The organism is Domibacillus antri, from assembly GCF_001936625.1.
GTDB classification, from domain to species: Bacteria; Bacillota; Bacilli; order Bacillales; family Domibacillaceae; genus Domibacillus; species Domibacillus antri.
This window is the reverse complement of record NZ_MSDU01000008.1, coordinates 224,375-242,638: the sequence shown is the minus strand read 5'-3', so window position 1 is coordinate 242,638 and position 18,264 is coordinate 224,375. Positions and strand designations below refer to the sequence as shown.

The 18,264-nt window shown below is 44.3% G+C and carries 20 protein-coding genes; 14 read left to right on the top strand and 6 right to left on the bottom strand.

All coding sequences use genetic code 11. The features are described 5' to 3' along the window. Nucleotides 1–96 precede the first annotated feature (96 nt). The 8 genes from ccpN to BTO30_RS05310 all read left to right on the top strand — a co-directional run bounded on the left by ccpN (nt 97) and on the right by BTO30_RS05310 (nt 7,817). Nucleotides 97–735 (top strand): transcriptional regulator CcpN, encoded by a 639-nt coding sequence (gene ccpN, locus BTO30_RS05345; protein WP_075397679.1) that lies wholly within the window; start codon nt 97–99, stop codon nt 733–735. A gap of 21 nt (nt 736–756) precedes the next feature. Next, on the top strand, nt 757–1,569 hold the full coding sequence (locus BTO30_RS05340; protein WP_075397678.1) for a pyruvate, water dikinase regulatory protein: 813 nt from the start codon (nt 757–759) through the stop codon (nt 1,567–1,569). A gap of 237 nt (nt 1,570–1,806) precedes the next feature. After that, the gene (dnaG, locus tag BTO30_RS05335; protein ID WP_075397677.1) at nt 1,807–3,618 is read left to right on the top strand and encodes a DNA primase; all 1,812 of its coding nucleotides are present in this window, start codon (nt 1,807–1,809) and stop codon (nt 3,616–3,618) included. 35 nt (nt 3,619–3,653) lie between these two features. Continuing rightward, nucleotides 3,654–4,778 carry an RNA polymerase sigma factor RpoD gene (rpoD, locus tag BTO30_RS05330; protein ID WP_075397676.1) on the top strand — a complete coding sequence of 375 codons (1,125 nt, stop codon included), beginning with the start codon at nt 3,654–3,656 and terminating at the stop codon, nt 4,776–4,778. A gap of 97 nt (nt 4,779–4,875) precedes the next feature. Continuing rightward, entirely contained in the window at nt 4,876–5,409 is a 534-nt protein-coding gene (locus tag BTO30_RS05325; RefSeq protein ID WP_075397675.1) for a hypothetical protein, read from the top strand. 128 nt (nt 5,410–5,537) lie between these two features. Next, on the top strand, nt 5,538–5,909 hold the full coding sequence (gene cccA / locus BTO30_RS05320) for a cytochrome c550 (protein WP_075397674.1): 372 nt from the start codon (nt 5,538–5,540) through the stop codon (nt 5,907–5,909). Between the two features lie 95 nt (nt 5,910–6,004). Further along, complete coding sequence (locus BTO30_RS05315) at nt 6,005–6,721, top strand: tRNA (adenine(22)-N(1))-methyltransferase (protein WP_075397673.1); 717 nt, start codon at nt 6,005–6,007, stop codon at nt 6,719–6,721. After that, nucleotides 6,699–7,817, top strand: coding sequence for a Nif3-like dinuclear metal center hexameric protein (locus BTO30_RS05310; RefSeq protein ID WP_075397672.1), 1,119 nt, complete (start codon nt 6,699–6,701; stop codon nt 7,815–7,817). The genes BTO30_RS05315 and BTO30_RS05310 overlap by 23 nt, the downstream gene beginning before the upstream one ends. Before the next feature lie 30 nt (nt 7,818–7,847). Here the strand turns inward: BTO30_RS05310 and BTO30_RS05305 are convergent, their stop codons facing one another. Further along, nucleotides 7,848–8,804 (bottom strand): 4-hydroxy-3-methylbut-2-enyl diphosphate reductase, encoded by a 957-nt coding sequence (locus BTO30_RS05305; RefSeq protein ID WP_075397671.1) that lies wholly within the window; start codon nt 8,802–8,804, stop codon nt 7,848–7,850. A gap of 65 nt (nt 8,805–8,869) precedes the next feature. Beyond that, on the bottom strand, nt 8,870–9,271 hold the full coding sequence (vrrA, locus tag BTO30_RS17845) for a VrrA/YqfQ family protein (protein WP_083632311.1): 402 nt from the start codon (nt 9,269–9,271) through the stop codon (nt 8,870–8,872). A gap of 111 nt (nt 9,272–9,382) precedes the next feature. On the opposite strand from vrrA, the gene BTO30_RS05295 reads away from it, so the two are divergent. Both BTO30_RS05295 and BTO30_RS05290 read left to right on the top strand, forming a co-directional pair. Then, nucleotides 9,383–10,696 carry a DEAD/DEAH box helicase gene (locus tag BTO30_RS05295; RefSeq protein WP_083632310.1) on the top strand — a complete coding sequence of 438 codons (1,314 nt, stop codon included), beginning with the start codon at nt 9,383–9,385 and terminating at the stop codon, nt 10,694–10,696. A gap of 15 nt (nt 10,697–10,711) precedes the next feature. Continuing rightward, entirely contained in the window at nt 10,712–11,614 is a 903-nt protein-coding gene (locus BTO30_RS05290) for a deoxyribonuclease IV (RefSeq protein ID WP_075397668.1), read from the top strand. Here the strand turns inward: BTO30_RS05290 and BTO30_RS05285 are convergent. Next, nucleotides 11,604–11,870 (bottom strand): DUF2624 family protein, encoded by a 267-nt coding sequence (locus tag BTO30_RS05285; protein ID WP_075397667.1) that lies wholly within the window; start codon nt 11,868–11,870, stop codon nt 11,604–11,606. The two genes, BTO30_RS05290 and BTO30_RS05285, sit on opposite strands and share 11 nt — an antisense overlap. Nucleotides 11,871–11,978: 108 nt before the next feature. Here BTO30_RS05285 and BTO30_RS05280 point away from each other — a divergent pair, with 108 nt between their 5' ends. The 3 genes from BTO30_RS05280 to BTO30_RS05270 are packed head-to-tail and all read left to right on the top strand — an operon-like array spanning nt 11,979 to nt 14,022. Beyond that, entirely contained in the window at nt 11,979–12,743 is a 765-nt protein-coding gene (locus BTO30_RS05280; protein WP_075397666.1) for a metal ABC transporter ATP-binding protein, read from the top strand. Between the two features lie 13 nt (nt 12,744–12,756). Then, nucleotides 12,757–13,587 carry a metal ABC transporter permease gene (locus BTO30_RS05275; protein WP_075397818.1) on the top strand — a complete coding sequence of 277 codons (831 nt, stop codon included), beginning with the start codon at nt 12,757–12,759 and terminating at the stop codon, nt 13,585–13,587. A gap of 18 nt (nt 13,588–13,605) precedes the next feature. Continuing rightward, the gene (locus BTO30_RS05270; protein WP_075397665.1) at nt 13,606–14,022 is read left to right on the top strand and encodes a Fur family transcriptional regulator; all 417 of its coding nucleotides are present in this window, start codon (nt 13,606–13,608) and stop codon (nt 14,020–14,022) included. 12 nt (nt 14,023–14,034) lie between these two features. Here the strand turns inward: BTO30_RS05270 and BTO30_RS05265 are convergent, their stop codons facing one another. From BTO30_RS05265 to BTO30_RS05255, 3 genes are all read right to left on the bottom strand, one after another. Continuing rightward, nucleotides 14,035–14,649 (bottom strand): 5' nucleotidase, NT5C type, encoded by a 615-nt coding sequence (locus tag BTO30_RS05265; protein ID WP_083632308.1) that lies wholly within the window; start codon nt 14,647–14,649, stop codon nt 14,035–14,037. Beyond that, entirely contained in the window at nt 14,646–15,749 is a 1,104-nt protein-coding gene (gene ispG, locus BTO30_RS05260) for a flavodoxin-dependent (E)-4-hydroxy-3-methylbut-2-enyl-diphosphate synthase (protein ID WP_075397664.1), read from the bottom strand. Before ispG ends, BTO30_RS05265 begins: the two co-directional genes overlap by 4 nt. An 80-nt stretch (nt 15,750–15,829) precedes the next feature. Further along, entirely contained in the window at nt 15,830–16,342 is a 513-nt protein-coding gene (locus tag BTO30_RS05255; protein WP_075397663.1) for a DUF1189 family protein, read from the bottom strand. Nucleotides 16,343–16,577: 235 nt separating this feature from the next. Here BTO30_RS05255 and BTO30_RS05250 point away from each other — a divergent pair, with 235 nt between their 5' ends. Next, nucleotides 16,578–18,212, top strand: a complete 1,635-nt coding sequence (locus BTO30_RS05250) for a Na/Pi cotransporter family protein (protein ID WP_075397662.1) — start codon at nt 16,578–16,580, stop codon at nt 18,210–18,212. The last annotated feature ends 52 nt before the right edge of the window (nt 18,213–18,264 follow it).

Here is an 18,264-nt window from a genome sequence, read left to right as displayed (position 1 = left end):
GTCTTTCCTTCACAACCCGGTGTGCATTTTGCTGAAATAGTATATAATAATGAATAAATCATATAACACATTGAAAATGGGATTTATTTTGACGGGATGGTGAGGACAATCGAGCTCAATAAACGGCAGGAAAAAATACTGGAAATCGTCAAAAAGAATGGACCGATTACCGGCGAAAATATTGCGGAACAACTCCATTTAACCCGCGCAACACTGCGTCCGGACCTGGCTATTTTAACGATGGCGGGGTTTCTGGATGCGCGTCCGCGCGTGGGCTATTTTTATACAGGAAAGTCGGGCACGCAGCTGCTTACAGAAAATTTAATGAAGCTGTACGTGCGTGATTTCCAGGCAGTCCCTGTTGTCGTAAAAGAGCAGTCAACCGTTTACGACGCAATCGTGACAATGTTTCTGGAAGATGTCGGTACACTTTTTGTGGTCGACGATTCCGTCTGTTTATCGGGTGTTTTATCGCGGAAAGATTTACTACGCGCCAGCATTGGCCAGCAGGATTTAAATACATTGCCGGTCAATATCATTATGACGCGTATGCCGAATATTGCGGTGTGCGAACGAGACGATCTTTTATTGGATGTCGCGAAAAATTTATTGGAAAAGCAGATCGACTGTGTGCCGGTCGTCAAAAAGACACAAAAAGGCTATGAAGTGACCGGCCGTGTGACGAAAACGACGATTGCAAGAGCGTTTGTCTCATTAACAGATGATGAACATTAACAGGAAGGCGGCATAAAATAAGTGAATGATCCCATTATTTATATTGTATCCGATTCGGTTGGTGAAACAGCTGAACTAGTAACGAAAGCAGCACTCAGCCAGTTTAGCGGCCCCCATGCGGTCATTAAACGGTTTCCTTACGTAGAAGATTCATCACACATTGATGAAGTCGTCAGCCTGGCAAAAGAAGATCAGGGCATTGTCGTGTATACGCTTGTGAAACCCGAAATCCGCCGCTATATGGTGCAGGCTGCGGAAGCGGAAAATATTAAAGTGTTCGATTTAATCGGCCCGCTGATGGATCAGCTTGAATCCATGTATTCAATGGAACCTTTGTTTGAACCGGGACTTGTCCGCCGCCTTGATGAAGAGTATTTCAAAAAAGTGGACGCGATTGAGTTTGCCGTTAAATATGATGATGGACGCGACCCGCGCGGTTTATTGAAAGCAGACATCATTTTAATTGGAGTTTCACGTACATCGAAAACGCCATTGTCACAATTTCTGGCTCATAAAAGGGTCAAAGTGGCAAATGTGCCTATAGTTCCGGAAGTGGACCCGCCGGAGGAGTTATTTTCCGTGCCGAAAGAGAAATGTATCGGGCTTAAAATCCGTCCGGATAAATTAAATCAAATTCGCCGTGAACGGCTCATTTCGCTCGGGCTTGATGACAACGCAAGCTATGCTGATTTGGAGCGGATCAATAAAGAACTGACATATTTTGAAGATATTACAGACCGTATCGGCTGTGATGTCATTGATGTAACAAATAAAGCGGTGGAGGAAACAGCCAATATTATCATGAGCATGTATCGCAGCCGAAAAAGTACATAATCACCCGATTATGTACTTTTCATTTTGATAAAAATGTTCTATAATAAAAAATTGTGATAAAAATGTGAGCGAAAAAGGTTTAGATACCCCTTCAAAAGAATAAACTAACTGTGCGAACTCGATTTTGAAAGCGACCATTTTCGCACGAAATTTACATGAACTTTCTTTTGAAAGAAGGATTCTAATCGAGCGTGTAGAATAAATACAAAATACGATTTTACAGCTGGTGATAAAACCATGGCAGCAAGGATTCCTGAAGAAACGATTCAGCTGATTAAACGAGGAGTTGACATTGCCGATGTAGTTGGCGATTATGTACAGCTAAAAAAACAGGGCCGCAACTATTTTGGTCTCTGTCCTTTTCATGGAGAAAATTCGCCTTCTTTTTCTGTCTCGCCTGAAAAGCAGATTTATCATTGCTTCGGGTGTGGCGCAGGAGGAAACGCGTTTACTTTTTTAATGGAAATTGATCAAATTTCATTTGTTGAAGCAGCTTCCAGGCTTGCGGACCGCGCAGGCGTGGCGATTGACATTACCGCTTCAGAAAACCTTCAGTCGCCCAAAACGAATGAATATGCCGATTTTCTCGAGGCGCATACGCTGATGGCGAAGTTTTACCGGCATTTATTGTTGAATACCGATGAAGGCAGTGAGGCCCTTCGTTATTTGCATGAACGCGGGTTTACAGAGGACGACATCGACCGCTTTCAAATTGGCTGGTCGCTGCCGCAGCATGAATTCAGCCTGAATGTATTGCAAAAACGCGGCTTTGACCCGGCCCGGATGGAAGAGGCCGGACTTTTGTTGAAAAATGAAGAAACCGGCCGGTACTATGATCGGTTTCGCGGGCGTATTATGTTTCCGCTGCATGATGAAAAAGGGCAGGTTGTCGGTTTTTCGGGCCGTAGTCTCGGTAATGACCAGCCCAAGTATTTGAATTCACCGGAGACGCCTATTTTTCATAAAAGCCGTCTTCTGTATCATTTCCATGCGGCAAAAACAGCCATTAAGCGGCAAAAACAGTTTATTTTGTTTGAAGGATTTGCGGATGTTATTGCTGCAGTCCGGGCCGGCTTTGATCAATCTGTTGCCGTGATGGGAACGTCACTGACAGAAGAGCACATTTACCTGTTAAAGAGGACGGCAAAGGAAGCGGTGATATGCTATGACGGAGATCAGGCCGGTGTAAATGCAGCTTTCAAAGCGGCTGATATGCTGGATAAACAAGGAATTACCGTTCATGTGACGCTGCTTCCGGACGGTCTTGATCCGGATGAGTTTATCAAGCGGAATGGATCTGACTCCTTTACAGCTTATGTAAAAGATGCATCGCTCACGTTAATGGCGTTTAAAATGGAATATTTGAAGCGCGGAAAAAATTTGCGTGATGAAGCGCAGAAGTTTCGCTATATTGAGGATGTGCTTAATGAAATCGCCGGTTTAAAAAAAGCTGTGGAGCGCGATCATTATTTACGCCGTCTTGCCAGCGAGTTTTCATTGTCGCTTCAAGCGTTACAGGAGCAGGAAAAAGCGTTCTTTCTGAAAAAGAGAACGGACCAGCCCGAACGTAAAGATCTAAATAAACATGCCCTCGTTCAGAAGGCTAGGCCTGTAAGGCAATATCCGCGCCATGAAACAGCGGAACGAAGGCTGATTGCCCATATGCTGCAAAGTCCTGACATCGCAGATCGTGTCCGGTTGATGATGGATGGAGAGCCGTTTACCATTGATGAGCATCAGGCGCTTTATACGTACCTTTTAGGGTATTACGAAAAAGCTGAGCACCCTGACACGGCCTCTTTTTTGATGGTTTTACAGGACGATCAATTGCGCCGTCTGGCCGTGGACATCAGCCTGATGACTGTAAATGAGGAACCAAGTGAAGAGGAACTGCTTGATTATGTAAAAGAAATTAATAAACAGCGCAGCCGCTTTCAGATTGAAGAGAAAAAAAGAGAGCGTGATGAAGCTGAAAAGCGGCATGATTACGTTGGTGCCGCACGTATTTTGAAGGATATTATTGCGCTTGAAAAATCGCTTTCCCGTTAAATGTTACGGCCAGGATGTTGGAAGGAGGGGGACTCATGACTGAAAAGTCAACACGTTCCAAAGAAACTGAATTGACACTTGATAAAGCAAAAGAACTGATTATTGAAACAGGTAAAAAGCGCGGTGAACTGACATATAATTATGTGGCGGATAAGCTGGCTTCATTTGAAGTGGACTCCGGGCAAATTGATGAATTTTACGAATCGCTGACCGAACAGGGCATTGATCTTGTTGATGAAGAGGATGGCAGTGAAGACGATCCGAATATACAAGAGCTTGAGAAAGAAAATGAAGAGTTCGACTTAAACGACTTAAGTGTACCCCCAGGTGTAAAAATTAATGATCCGGTCCGAATGTATTTAAAAGAAATCGGCCGCGTCGATTTATTGTCCGCTCAGGAAGAAATTGAACTTGCCCATCGCATTGAAGAAGGCGATGAAGAAGCTAAGCGGCGTCTCGCTGAAGCGAATCTGCGCCTTGTTGTCAGCATCGCGAAACGGTATGTCGGCCGCGGCATGCTGTTCCTTGATTTAATTCAGGAAGGCAACATGGGATTAATTAAAGCGGTTGAAAAGTTTGATTACCGTAAAGGGTTCAAGTTCAGTACGTACGCAACGTGGTGGATTCGTCAGGCCATTACACGGGCCATTGCCGATCAGGCACGGACAATTCGTATTCCTGTTCATATGGTGGAAACCATCAATAAGCTGATTCGTGTACAGCGGCAGCTTCTTCAAGATTTAGGACGTGAGCCGGCACCGGAAGAAATCGCTGAAGAAATGGATCTAACGCCGGAAAAAGTAAGGGAAATTCTAAAAATTGCCCAAGAGCCGGTTTCACTTGAAACGCCTATCGGCGAAGAGGATGATTCTCATCTCGGCGACTTCATTGAAGATCAGGAAGCAACATCGCCGTCTGAACATGCTGCATATGAGCTGCTAAAAGAACAGCTCGAAGATGTACTGGACACATTGACAGACCGTGAAGAAAACGTACTTCGTCTTCGCTTTGGTTTAGACGATGGACGGACACGAACACTGGAAGAAGTAGGTAAAGTATTTGGTGTAACGCGCGAACGGATCCGTCAGATTGAAGCAAAAGCACTACGCAAACTGCGTCATCCGAGCCGCAGTAAACGGCTGAAAGATTTTCTTGAATAAAAGAGCAGGCCGGGCTTTCTCCCGGCTTATTTTTATGTTCAAAAAAAGGATATTGTTCATTCGTCACGAATATTAATTAATTGAGGTGTGACGCAAGATGAAGAAAGAGAAAAAGGAAATCATCATTCATGAAATATTAGTCTGGAAAGAGAATCATATGCTGCCGCCGCATTATTGCGACTACTTACTTGCTCTTTATACGCAAGGAGAAGAATTTACAGAGTCAGGGTGGCGTGCGAGACGCCGGCGTATTCATCTGACAGCAGCATCTCTTGCCATTTTGCTCCTGCCTATTGCTGTATTTGTTCTTTATTTTACGGAATTGTCTTTCATTTTGCAAACAGTGATTTTGACAAGTTTTGTCGGATTCCTTCTGCTGACAGCGATCTATTTTTCCCGTAAAAAAATACTGGCACCATTGTTATTTATGGGTGCTTCGGTTATGCTTCTCCTCTTGTCACTGGAACTGAACACCCAATTTTTTAACGGAAATGTGTTCACGTTATACGGACTGTTATTTTTTAACTGTCTTCTCTGGCTTTATACAGGAATGAAACTTCGTCTTCTTTATTTTACGATTTCAGCTTTCCTCGGTTTTATCGTCATTCTTTCCTTCATAATCCAAGGATAAATTGTGTCTAAATTACGACAGACGAAAAAAATCTTATTCGTAAGCCTTTTCGCGAATGTGTTTTTCAAGTAAAATAATAGGTGTTTGTACTTTTAGGTTTGAATGTATACATAAAGGGAGGTAAAAAAATGAATCGTAATCCGATTATTCCATTCCTGCTGATCATGGTATTCGGCATCGGCTTGATGTTCTTCCTGTCACTTGACGGGCTGGACAACGCTAAAGAAATGGCAGAAGAAGAAAAACAGGCTGAAGAAGGCGGAGAAACTGCTGCTGGGGGAGAATTCGATCCTGAAGGCCACTATCAGTCTTCATGCATCGGCTGTCACGGCAGCAGCTATGAAGGCGGTGCCGGTCCTTCTCTTGTAGGGGTTGGCGAAAAGCTTTCTCCTGAAGAAATTCAGGACATTCTTGTAAACGGTAAAGGCGGAATGCCACCGGGTCTTGTTCCGGCTGAAAATGCGGAAGCAATGGCTGCATGGGTAGCTGAAATTAAATAATCAACAAAAAGAGGTCTTTGCCTTACACAAAGGCCTCTTTTTTGCGTTTATTGTGGTAAAATGAACAGGAATTTATAAAAAAGCGGTGAACATTTATGAACAGCAATCAATTATCTGAGCGGTTGGAAACAGTCGCTTCATTTATTCATCCGGCCGTTACATTTGCCGATATTGGCTCTGACCATGCGTATTTGCCCTGCTATGCCGTCAAAAAAGGAATCGTGACGCGCGCAATAGCCGGCGAAGTAGTAGAGGGACCATTTCAGTCTGCAAAACGTCAGGTGGCCTCTGAAGGGCTGTCAGGGCATATTGATGTGAGGAAGGGCAGCGGTCTTGAAGTGCTGGAACCCGGGGAAGTGGAATGCATTACCATTGCCGGCATGGGTGGTCCGCTTATTTCATCTATTTTAGCAGACGGGGTAGAGAAGCTTCCGGGCGTTAAGAAGCTTGTGCTGCAGCCCAATATCGCCGCTCACTCGGTCCGTTCATGGCTTGATGAAAATGGCTGGGCGATCGAAGATGAAGCCATTTTAGAAGAAGATGGCCAGCTTTATGAGGTGATTAGTGCCGTTTACGGTTCCAACAGGAAGCTGACAGAAAAAGAAATCTATTTCGGCCCTATCTTAATAAAGCGGCAAAATCATGCCTTCCGCTTAAAATGGCAGCGGGAATTTGAACAAATAAATTACGTGCTGCGCCAGCTGTCCGATGCGAGAGACAGTGAAGGAACTGCCCGCAAGAAAAAGGAATTGATGCAAAAACAGCAATGGATAAAGGACGTGATAAACAGTGAAAACACCGAACGGTCATGAAGTCATTCAGATGTTTGAGCAATTCTCGCCAAAAGCATATGCGATGGAGGGGGATAAAGTCGGTTTGCAGGTCGGCCGCTTAAATAAACCATGTAAGCGTGTCATGATTGCGCTCGATGTACTTGAAAGTGTCGTCGATGAAGCGGTTGCGGAAAAAATCGACTTAATTATCGCCCACCACCCCATCATTTATCGGCCGCTTCGTGCATTAGTAACCGACCAGCCGGCAGGGCGCCTCATTGAAAAGCTCATTAAACATGATATTGCGGTGTATGCGGCGCATACAAATTTTGATGTGGCAAAAGGAGGTGTGAATGACATGCTGGCCGGTGCGCTCGGTCTTGAAAAAACAGATGTGCTGGTCCCGACATATCGTGAAGATTTACGGAAGCTGGTTGTCTTTGTACCGGCTGATCATGCTGAAGCGGTCCGGAATGCGCTTGGAAAAGCGGGTGCCGGGTTTATCGGCCGTTACAGTCACTGTTCATTTTCACAATCAGGCACAGGCCGTTTTCAGCCGGAAGAAGGAGCGGCTCCGTTTATCGGTCAATCCGGAGTGCTGGAAACCGTTTCAGAAGAGCGGATCGAAACGATTTATCCGGCCCGTTTAGAAAAAAAGGTGCTGGGAGCCATGTTTAAATCACATCCATATGAAGAGGTGGCCTATGACATGTATCCACTTCACAATAAAGGGGAATCGCTTGGGCTTGGCCGGATCGGCTATTTGCCGGAAGCGATGACACTTGAACAATTTGCCCGCCATGCGAAAGAGAGACTAGAATCGGGCGGTGTCCGCGTTGTTGGTGATTTGAATCGTTCCGTCCAAAAAGTGGCGGTGCTCGGCGGTGACGGAAATAAATATTGGCCGGATGCGCTTCGAGCTGGAGCGGATGTATATGTGACCGGCGATTTTTATTATCACACTGCACATGATGCAGATACGGAAGGACTCGCTGTAGTGGATCCGGGACATAACGTCGAGAAAATCATGAAAAAAGCAACAGCCGCTGTTTTGAACGAAAAAGCCACTGCACAAAAATATGAGGTTTCCTTCATTGCCTCAGCTGTCCAAACCGACCCTTTTCAATTTATTTAAGAAAAAGCAGATCCGGCCGGATCTGCTTTTTTAACGGGAAGTTAATGTTGATTTTTTTACTTTGGGCAAAATTTTCTCAAGCGGTACTTTCCGTTCCCACACCCATGTCGATTCGTCTTCCGGATCAAACGCCTCTAAAAATTGAATCACTTCTTTAACGATAGGCGTTGGTGTAGATGCGCCGGCGGTCACCGCGGCTGTTTTTGCGTTTTTCAGCCAGTCAATTTGAATTTCAGAGACATCGGATACCCGGTACGCCGTTGTACCGGCGATTTCAATCGATACTTGCGCCAAACGGTTCGAATTGTTGCTTTTTGGATCGCCGACAACGATTAAGACGTCCGCATCACCAGCTTGCTCGGCAACGGCTTCCTGCCTTACCTGCGTCGCCAAACAAATCTCTTTATGCATTTCAGCGTGAGGGTATTTTTTCTGGATCGCTTCCATGATATCCATGACATCCCACTGACTCATCGTTGTCTGGTTTGTTACGATAATACGGTCAGACTCCAATGTTAATGAGGCTACATCTTCTGTATTTTCAACAAGATGAACGATATCCGGTGCGACTCCGACAGCGCCTTCCGGTTCCGGGTGTCCTTTTTTACCGATATAAATTACTTGATAGCCTTCCGTTTTTTTCGTTCGGATTAAATCGTGGGTTACGGTTACATCAGGGCATGTCGCATCAATGGTTGTTAAATTTTTTTGGCGTGCGATTTCCCGTACTTCAGGCGATACGCCATGCGCTGTATAAATAATGGTCCCTTCGTTCACCTGTTCAATAATTTCTTTCCGGTTTTTCCCGTCCAGTGTAATGATGCCTTCTGCTTCAAATGCATCGGTTACATGTTTATTATGGACGATCATACCGAGAATATATATCGGCCGCGGGAGTGTTTTATCGAGAGCGGCGTTCCGGGCAATGACCATTGCATCAACGACACCGTAACAGTAACCGCGCGGTGAAATTTTAATAATTTCCATGTATAATAGGCCTCCTCGTTTTTCTCATGTCTATTATAAAGGAGGAAGCCGTGAAAACAAAGTATTCAACTGATACGCCCCGGGAACCATGGTATTGACTCGGATGTTTTTTTTATTTCTGTTTTCACTTCTTGTTTTATTTCCTTTTTTGCTTCCTCTTTCACGGGCTCCCGCGGGGAAGTATCATCAGGGTCTGGAGCGGATTGAACGGCCCGGTAAAGTTTCCACATAGCAGGTAAATTTTTCACGTATGGTCCATACTGGTCAATCAGCGGTCTCATCTGCTCGGCTGCAGCCATCACCTGACGTGCTTGCTCAATCCAATTTCCTGACTTTGATATAGATGATGGTATCCGTGGGTTCGTCGGAAACGGCTGAGCAGGAGGATATGGGTAATGAAAGCGCCGGCTTATGTTTGGAGCATGTCGATACAGCAAAACAGTCACCCTTTCCTTTTTCTCTATCATATTCCGAAGTGGACGTGACGGTGAAGGGAAGGACTCTTTGCTTTATCGCTTCATTTAGTATATCATCATAACGTGCATAAACTATCGAACATGAAAGGGTGGAGAAGCCCAGTGGCAAACCATACATTTGAACAATACGGATTAAAACCGTTTATTTATAAAGGAATCAAGGCGCTCCGTTTCACAGAGCCGACACCAATTCAGCGAAATATGATCCCGCTTATTTTAAAAGGGGAAAGCGCCATCGGCCAGTCACAGACAGGAACGGGAAAAACTCATTCCTACGTGCTGCCTATTTTGAACCGGATTGATGTGAGCAAAAAAGAAGTACAGGCCGTCATTACAGCACCGACCCGTGAGCTGGCCACGCAAATTTATCTGGCATTCCAAAAAATCGCAAAAGAATCAGAAGAGGACATTGCTGTACGCCATTTTGTCGGCGGTACAGATAAAAAACGGGACATTGAGCGTTTGAAAACACCGCCGCATATTATGGTTGGGACACCTGGCCGCATCGCGGATTTGATTCATGACAATGCCGTTTCCGTTCATAAAGCCGGCATGCTTGTTGTTGATGAAGCGGATTTAATGCTCGATATGGGTTTTATTAATGATGTGGACCGCATTGCGGCAGGTATGCCGGAAAAGCTGGGCATGTTCGTTTTCTCGGCGACAATTCCGGAAAAGCTGAAGCCTTTCTTGAAAAAATATATGGAAAATCCGGAATACGTACACATTGAACCGAAACGCGTCTCGGCGGCGAATATTAATCACTTGCTCATTGCCGCGAAAAGCCGTGACAAAATCGATGTTGTACATGATTTATTAGAGGCGTTTAACCCGTATCTGGCTGTTGTGTTCACAAACACGAAGCAAAAAGCGGATGAAGTGGCAGATAAACTGACGGAAAAAGGCTTGAAAACCGGCCGTATTCACGGCGATTTGCCGCCTCGTGAGCGCAAAAAGATGATGAAGCAAATTCATGATTTGGAGTACCGCTACATCGTCGCGACGGATCTTGCCGCACGGGGGATTGATATTGAAGGCGTCAGCCACGTGATCAATTATGAGCTGCCATCTGATCTTGATTTTTATATTCATAGAGCCGGGCGGACAGCGCGTGCAGGAGCATCGGGGATTTGCGCAACTGTGTATACGCCTTCCGATGAGGATTCACTGGCAAGGCTTGAAAAACGGGATATTGTATTCAGCAACGGCGATGTTCGAAATGGAGAAGTTGTGGAAACAGCCGACCGGAACCGCCGGAAAAAACGGGAGAAGAAAGACAGCGTCGTGAACCCGAAGGTAAGGGCTGTTACGAGCCGTCCACAAAAAGTAAAACCGGGCTATAAGAAAAAGCGTAAAGCGGAAGTGGCCAAGATTGAAAAACGTCAGCGCCGCATTGATGCCCGCAATAAAAAGTAACAGGGAGTTTTTCTTATGTTGAAAATTGGATCACATGTCTCAATGAGCGGCAAAAAAATGCTGCTGGCAGCAAGTGAAGAAGCCCTTTCATATGGCGCAACTACATTTATGGTGTATACAGGCGCACCTCAAAATACACGCCGTAAACCGATTGAAGATTTAAATATTGAAGCGGGGCTTCGTCATATGGAGGCGAACGGCATTGATGAAATCGTTGTTCACGCCCCGTATATTATTAATCTTGGCAATACAACAAAGCCGGAAACGTTTCAGCTTGGCGTTGATTTTTTGCGGATGGAAATTGAACGTTCGACAGCGATTGGGGCAAAGCAAATTGTTCTTCACCCGGGTGCACATGTCGGAGCAGGAACAGAAGCCGGCTTAAAAAAAATTGCAGAAGGCCTGAATGAAGTATTGATGCGTGATCAAACTGTGCAAATTGCGCTTGAAACGATGGCGGGCAAAGGAACAGAATGCGGCCGCAAATTTGAAGAAATTGCGATGATTATCGATATGGTTGACCAAAATGACAAATTATCCGTCTGTTTTGACACATGTCACACTCATGATGCCGGGTATGATGTAAAAGAAGACTTTGATGGTGTGCTGGATCAGTTTGACCGTATTATCGGACTTGACCGGTTAAAAGTACTTCATATTAATGACAGCAAAAATGAACGCGGAGCAGCGAAGGATCGGCATGAAAACATTGGATTCGGTCATATTGGCTTTGATGCACTGAATTATATCGTGCACCATCCGCAGCTCACAAACATACCGAAAATATTAGAAACACCGTACATCGGTGAAGATAAAAACACAAAAAAACCGCCTTACCTTCATGAAATCGCCATGTTAAAAGCGAAAACATTTGATGAAGGCGTGCGGGACAAAGTACAAGCAGGCATTACAATTTAAGGAAATGTTTATATGGACGGAGGATGTCTTCCAGAACGGCCGCTTCTCGCTTGCCGAGAATACGCTCAGCCGTTTGGAACAACTCTGTCCGTTTTTGTTCTGAAAATAAATCTACTTGATGGGTGGAAAGCCAGTGAATGAATTCATCCGCCTGCTCATCATTAACGCTGACATGAAATCGGGCGGCCTGTTCAAGCAGTTCTTTTTTTGTGATGTTTTGCACGCGCTTGTTCACTAAATCATGAAGAGGCTGCATTCCCATTCTCCTTTCTTTAATCAGTTTCATTTACTTGATGGCCGTCATCCTGTATAATGAATCATATTTAAATCGTAATCATTCTTACTGTTAAAGGAGTCACATGAAATGGAACAAAAGACCGTCATCGATATTCGCGATGTGAATTTCAAGTATGACCGCGAAAATGTTCTCGAGGACATCCACTTGTCGGTGCCGCAGGGAGCGTTTGTCGGTCTCGTTGGTCCAAATGGGTCTGGGAAATCAACGCTTTTAAAAATTATTCTCGGACTTTTAAAAGTAAAGGAAGGGGAAGTTCAGTTATTTGGCATCCCGCAGCAAAAGTTCAAAGACTGGGATCGAATCGGGTTCGTTTCTCAAAAAGCAAATTCCTTTAATATAGGCTTTCCAGCGACCGTTTTTGAAGTCGTTATGGGGGGGTTAGCCAAAAAAGTCGGCCTATTCCGGCGTCCTGGTCAAAATGAAAAAGAAGCGGTTGTAAAAGCGGTAAAAGCCGTCGGTATGGAGCCTTATTTAAATCGTAACATTGGCGATTTATCCGGCGGACAGCAGCAGCGGGTGTTTATTGCAAGGGCGATCGTCTCCAATCCGTCCATTTTAATTTTGGATGAGCCGACAGTCGGGGTAGACAGCCAAAATGTCGAGTCGTTTTATCATATGCTCACGTACTTAAATGAAGAACTGGGGATGACATTATTGCTTGTAACGCATGATATTGGCACGATTACAGACAAAGTCACCCATGTTGCCTGTTTAAATAAATATTTGCACTTTCACGGCAGCATGAAGCAGTTTATTCAGCTGGATGAGCAGGAGCTGTCCCATTTATACGGGCACGGGATCCGGCTTCTTGATCATCATCACGATCATTGAAGGGAAAATCAGTATGATTGAAGCAATTTTTCAATATGAATTTTTACAAAATGCTTTTTTAGCCGGAGCCATTATTGGGGTGATTGCTCCGCTTCTCGGTGCGTTTATTGTCGTCCGCCGTCTTTCGCTGATCGCGGATGCACTCAGTCATGTGACGCTGTCAGGAATTGCGGCGGGACTATACCTTGGACAGGCTGTACCCGCGTTTGCAGCAGTCAATCCTCTTTATTTCGGAATGCTGTTCTCAGTCGGAGGTTCCCTTTTAATTGAACGGCTGAGAAGCGTGTATAAACATTATCAGGAGCTGGCAATTCCGATTATGATGTCAGGCGGGATTGGGGTCGGTGTCATTTTTATTTCGCTGGCTGATGGTTTTAATACCGATTTATTCAGTTATTTGTTCGGCAGTGTCAGCGCAGTAAGCAGGGGAGACTTGTATGCCGTCATAACGATCAGCCTTATTGTCCTTGTTACCATCTTTTTTTTATACAAAGAACTGTTTATTTTGTCGTTCGACGAGGAATATGCAAAAGCGTCCGGCATTCCAGCGGGTGCCGTTCATTTTGCGTTTATTATTTTAACAGCTCTTGTTATAGCGGTATCGATGCGTATTGTCGGTGTCCTGCTGGTCTCTTCCCTAATGACACTTCCGGTAGCGGCCGCAATCAGAATCGCCAAAGGATTTAAACAGACGATCTGGCTGTCCGTGCTGTTTGGGGAAACCGCCGTCCTGGTCGGACTTTTCAGTGCCTTTTATCTTGATCTAGCACCAGGGGGAACTATTGTCGTCACATCCATTATCATGCTGCTTGCCGTTATTCTATGGAAAAAAGAAAGGAACTAAACGGAAGGAGACTGCATCATGAATATGACAAAAGCCATAGAATTATTGAAAGAAAAAGGCTATAAACAAACAGGAAAAAGAGAAGACATGCTTTCGCTCTTTGCCCGTCACGATAAATACTTAACGGCGAAAGATGTGCTTGAAGAAATGAAAGAAGATTACCCGGGGTTAAGCTTTGATACCATTTACCGTAATTTAGCCTTGTTTACGGAAATGGATATATTAGAAGAAACAGAGTTGTCAGGGGAGCGTCATTTCCGCTTTGCCTGCTCACACAATCATCATCATCATCATTTTATTTGTCTGGCCTGCGGAAAAACGAAAGAAATTCATATGTGCCCGATGAATGAGATGGACGAGCTGTCCGGCTGTGAGATTTCCGGTCATAAATTTGAAGTATATGGACAATGCAGGGAATGTATAGAAAAAGCGTGATCAAATTGTTGATCACGCTTTTTTATATGCGGGCAAGGGGGTAATTTCATTCGTCTTGATCCACTGCTGAACGCAGGCATCTGCTTCATACCAATCATCGACGCGAATGACGTTTTCCGGAATTGGATCCTGGTTATAGGGGGTATTAAACAAAATAACCGGTATGCGCAGCTCTTCTGCAAGCATGACGGCATTGTCATGTTTATCCTCAAAAAAAATGTCGACTTTATTCCGTTTCGCCGCTTCTATTTTATTGTGGGAACCAATCAGCTCCAAATGATCATAAGTGATTTTTTTCTCTTGAAACCAAGTTTCGGTAATTTCCAGTAAGTGTCTGCGGCGGGCGCTGATAAACAATAAATGGAACTGCTGCTGCCATTTCGATAAAATGGCAGCAGCACCTTCCGCCAGAGGAGAAGACGAATAAATATCAGGCTCTGTTGCATCGAACCAGATACGCATCTTGTCGGGAGAAATGTTCAGCGCTTCAGCCAAATCATATTTTGTAATATCCTGTAAGGTAATATTTAACGAAAAAGCCTCATTGATAAAGGGAACGAGGCTGGCCGGACACGTTACCGTTCCATCAATATCAATGCCAAAACGCTTTTCTTTCAGCGGTCTCACTGTTCAACAGCAAGCGCTTGTTTACGGTAATGTTCTTCCGCAATCAAGTCGATTTCTTTCTTTAATTCTTCGACCATTGTTTCTTCCGGCACTTTCCGGACGGTTTTTCCTTTACGGAACAAAAGACCTTCTCCGCGGGCACCGGCAATGCCGATGTCCGCTTCACGTGCTTCACCCGGACCGTTTACGGCGCATCCGAGCACAGCGACTTTAATCGGCGCTTTGATGGTTGAAATGTATTCTTCCACTTCGTTTGCAATTGCAATTAAATCAATTTCAATGCGGCCGCAAGTCGGACATGAAATAAGTGTTGCAGCATTGGCAGCAAGGCCGAATGATTTTAACAGCTCACGGGCAACCTTCACTTCTTCAACCGGGTCCGCACTCAATGAAATACGAAGCGTGTTCCCGATTCCTTTGCTTAAAATCGCCCCAAGACCGGCCGCACTTTTCACGGTTCCGGCGAATAATGTACCCGATTCCGTAATACCGAGATGAAGAGGGTAGTCGAACGCTTTCGCTGCTTTTTCATATGCTTCAATGGCCAGATTCACATCGGACGCTTTCATGGAAACAATGATGTCATGGAAATCAAGGTCTTCCAAAATTTTAATATGGTGAAGCGCGCTTTCGACCATGCCGTCCGCAGTCGGATAGCCGTATTTTTCTAAAATTTTGCGTTCCAGACTGCCGGCGTTGACACCAATCCGGATCGGGACTCCCTTTGCTTTTGCCGCGTTGACAACAGCTTCTACTTTTTCACGGCGGCCAATGTTTCCGGGATTAATCCGTATTTTATCGACACCCGCTTCAATCGCTTTTAATGCCAGTTTATAGTCAAAATGAATATCAGCAACGAGAGGGATGTTAATGCGGCTTTTAATTTCAACCAGCGCATCAGCAGCACGCTCATCCGGGCAGGCAACGCGGACAATTTGACAGCCTGCTTCTTCAAGACGGTTAATTTCCGCCACAGTTGCTTCTACATCGTGTGTTTTTGTTGTGGTCATACTTTGAATGACGACCTCGTTATTGCCGCCAATCGTCAAGCTGCCGACTTTGACCGGACGGGTTTTCGTGCGGTGGGTGATTTCACTCAATGGTGATTCGCTCCTTTAATGTTAATCTACTATCTGTTTTCATTTTATCAGAGGGATGCCCGTTCAGACAACCGTTGCGTTTACTTTGGCGCTCCAGGTAAATAGCGGACAGCCGCATACAGCATAGCTCCGGTAATCAGCCAGTCAAGCAAATAGCCTGAAGGCAGTGTCCAGCCTGCAAGCTCCAGTATGATCGTGATGATGGCCGGCAGGGTCACAGCGTAGGCTGCCATTCTGAATGTGTGTCTGTATTCTGCCCGCTTTTTCAATATACGGGCGATTAAGAGACCGGTACCCCCAAAAATAGACACTTTTACAAACAATATGAAGGAAACCAACAAATAGTAAGTGACGAATACGACCGGCATGATGTCTCCTTTTAATGCCAGAACCGGTAATTCTGCTTCTACAATTCCTTTGGCTGACTCACTGCCAGATATTACATATAAAAACATGTAAACAATCATTGGTACGCACATAAGGAGTGCGAGGAAAAAAAGGTAATTAATCGTTTTTCCAATACCCTGCATGCGAAAGGCGGCAATATGTTTTGGTGAAAACAAACTTTTTATAAACTGCTTGAAAATAGACATTTAGATTCTATTCCTTTCTGTTCTGTTAGAAATCAAGCCTTCTATATTGTAGTCACACGATCAATTCAATTCAAGATAAATACATTGTAATGATTTTTTTTTGTAACCTATTTGTAATATTAACCCCTTTATATTAACTAAATGTAAATATTATGTGTAGCTACTTTACTTATTCCTTACTTTTTCTTCATAATTGTAAAGGATTTTGTTGAAGAAGAGGACTGGAGCTGAAAAGATGGTAATCAATATCCAGGAAACGTTGTTTCAGTTTTTGGGCGGTCTAGCGATATTTTTATATGGTATTAAACAAATGGGAGATGGTCTTCAGGAGTCTGCGGGTGATCGTCTTCGTGAAATTTTAAACCGGTTTACAACGAATCCGCTTTTAGGTGTTTTAGCGGGTATTCTTATAACCGTTTTAATTCAAAGCAGTTCAGGAACAACTGTCATTACAGTTGGCCTTGTAAGCGCGGGATTTCTGACTCTTAAGCAGGCCATAGGTGTTATTATGGGGGCGAATATTGGAACGACTGTAACGGCTTTTATTATTGGGATCGACATAGGCGATTATTCTCTGCCGATATTGGCGCTCGGTACTATGTTAATCATTTTTTTTAAAAATAAAAAGGTGAACAATCTGGGACAGATAACTTTCGGATTAGGTGCTCTTTTCTATGGATTGGAGTTAATGGACAGCGGCATGAAGCCGTTTCATAATCTTGAGTCGTTTCATGATTTAACGTTGAATATGGCGTCGAGTCCAATCCTTGGCGTAGCTGTCGGCACAATATTCACGATGATCGTTCAAAGTTCAAGTGCGACAATAGGTGTTTTGCAGGGGCTTTTTGCAGAAGGTCTGCTTGATTTACCAACTGCATTGCCTGTCTTATTTGGGGATAATATTGGAACAACAATAACAGCCGTGCTTGCTTCTATTGGCGCGTCTGTTGCAGCAAGACGTGCAGCAGCGACTCACGTTTTATTCAACATTATTGGAACGGTTATTTTCTTGGTCTTATTACCACTGTATACAAACTTTATCTTATTTTTGCAAGAAGCATTGCATTTAAATCCCCAAATGACCATTGCTTTTGCGCATGGTACATTTACCGTGACTAATACTATTATTCAGCTGCCTTTTGTTGCAGTTCTGGCTATGATTGTCACAAAATTGATTCCAGGTGAAGATTTATACATTAAATATAAGCCGAAGTACCTTGACCCAATTTTTATTGAGCAGTCTTCATCGATTGCGCTCAGCCAGGCAAAAGAAGAAATTATTCGCATGGGTCAATATGCGATAAGTGAAATGGAAGCAACACATGAATACTTCAAAACGAAACATCAAAAACATGCCATAACCGCCAGTCAGCTAGAGGAAGCACTTAATAACCTTGATCAAAAAATTACCGATTATCTTGTCAATGTTGGTGCTAAACAGCTGACATGGGCTGAATCGGAACGTCATACAACTTTAATGGATGCGGTCCGCGATATTGAACGGATCGGTGACCATGCGGAAAACATTTGTGAACTTGTCGAATATCAGCAGGCAAACAAAGTGCTTATTACTGATCAGGCAGTGGCGGATCTTGATGAAATGTTTAAACTGACGATTGAAACGGTGACAAAAGCGATTCGTGCGCTTGATTCAAATGATATGGATCTTGCCCGTGAAGTTGCGGAGCAGGAGGACCGGATTGATAAAATGGAGCGGAAATTGCGCAAACAGCATATTTTACGCTTAAATGAAGGGAAGTGTACGGGTCAGGCTGGCATCGTGTACGTAGACATTATTTCCAACCTGGAAAGAATGGGCGACCATGCGGTCAACCTTGCAGAAACAGTTCTTGGCATTCGTGATTTATAAAAGTGAGCAGCCGGCGCCGGCTGCTCATTTTTTATGGGCATAATCATTGCGC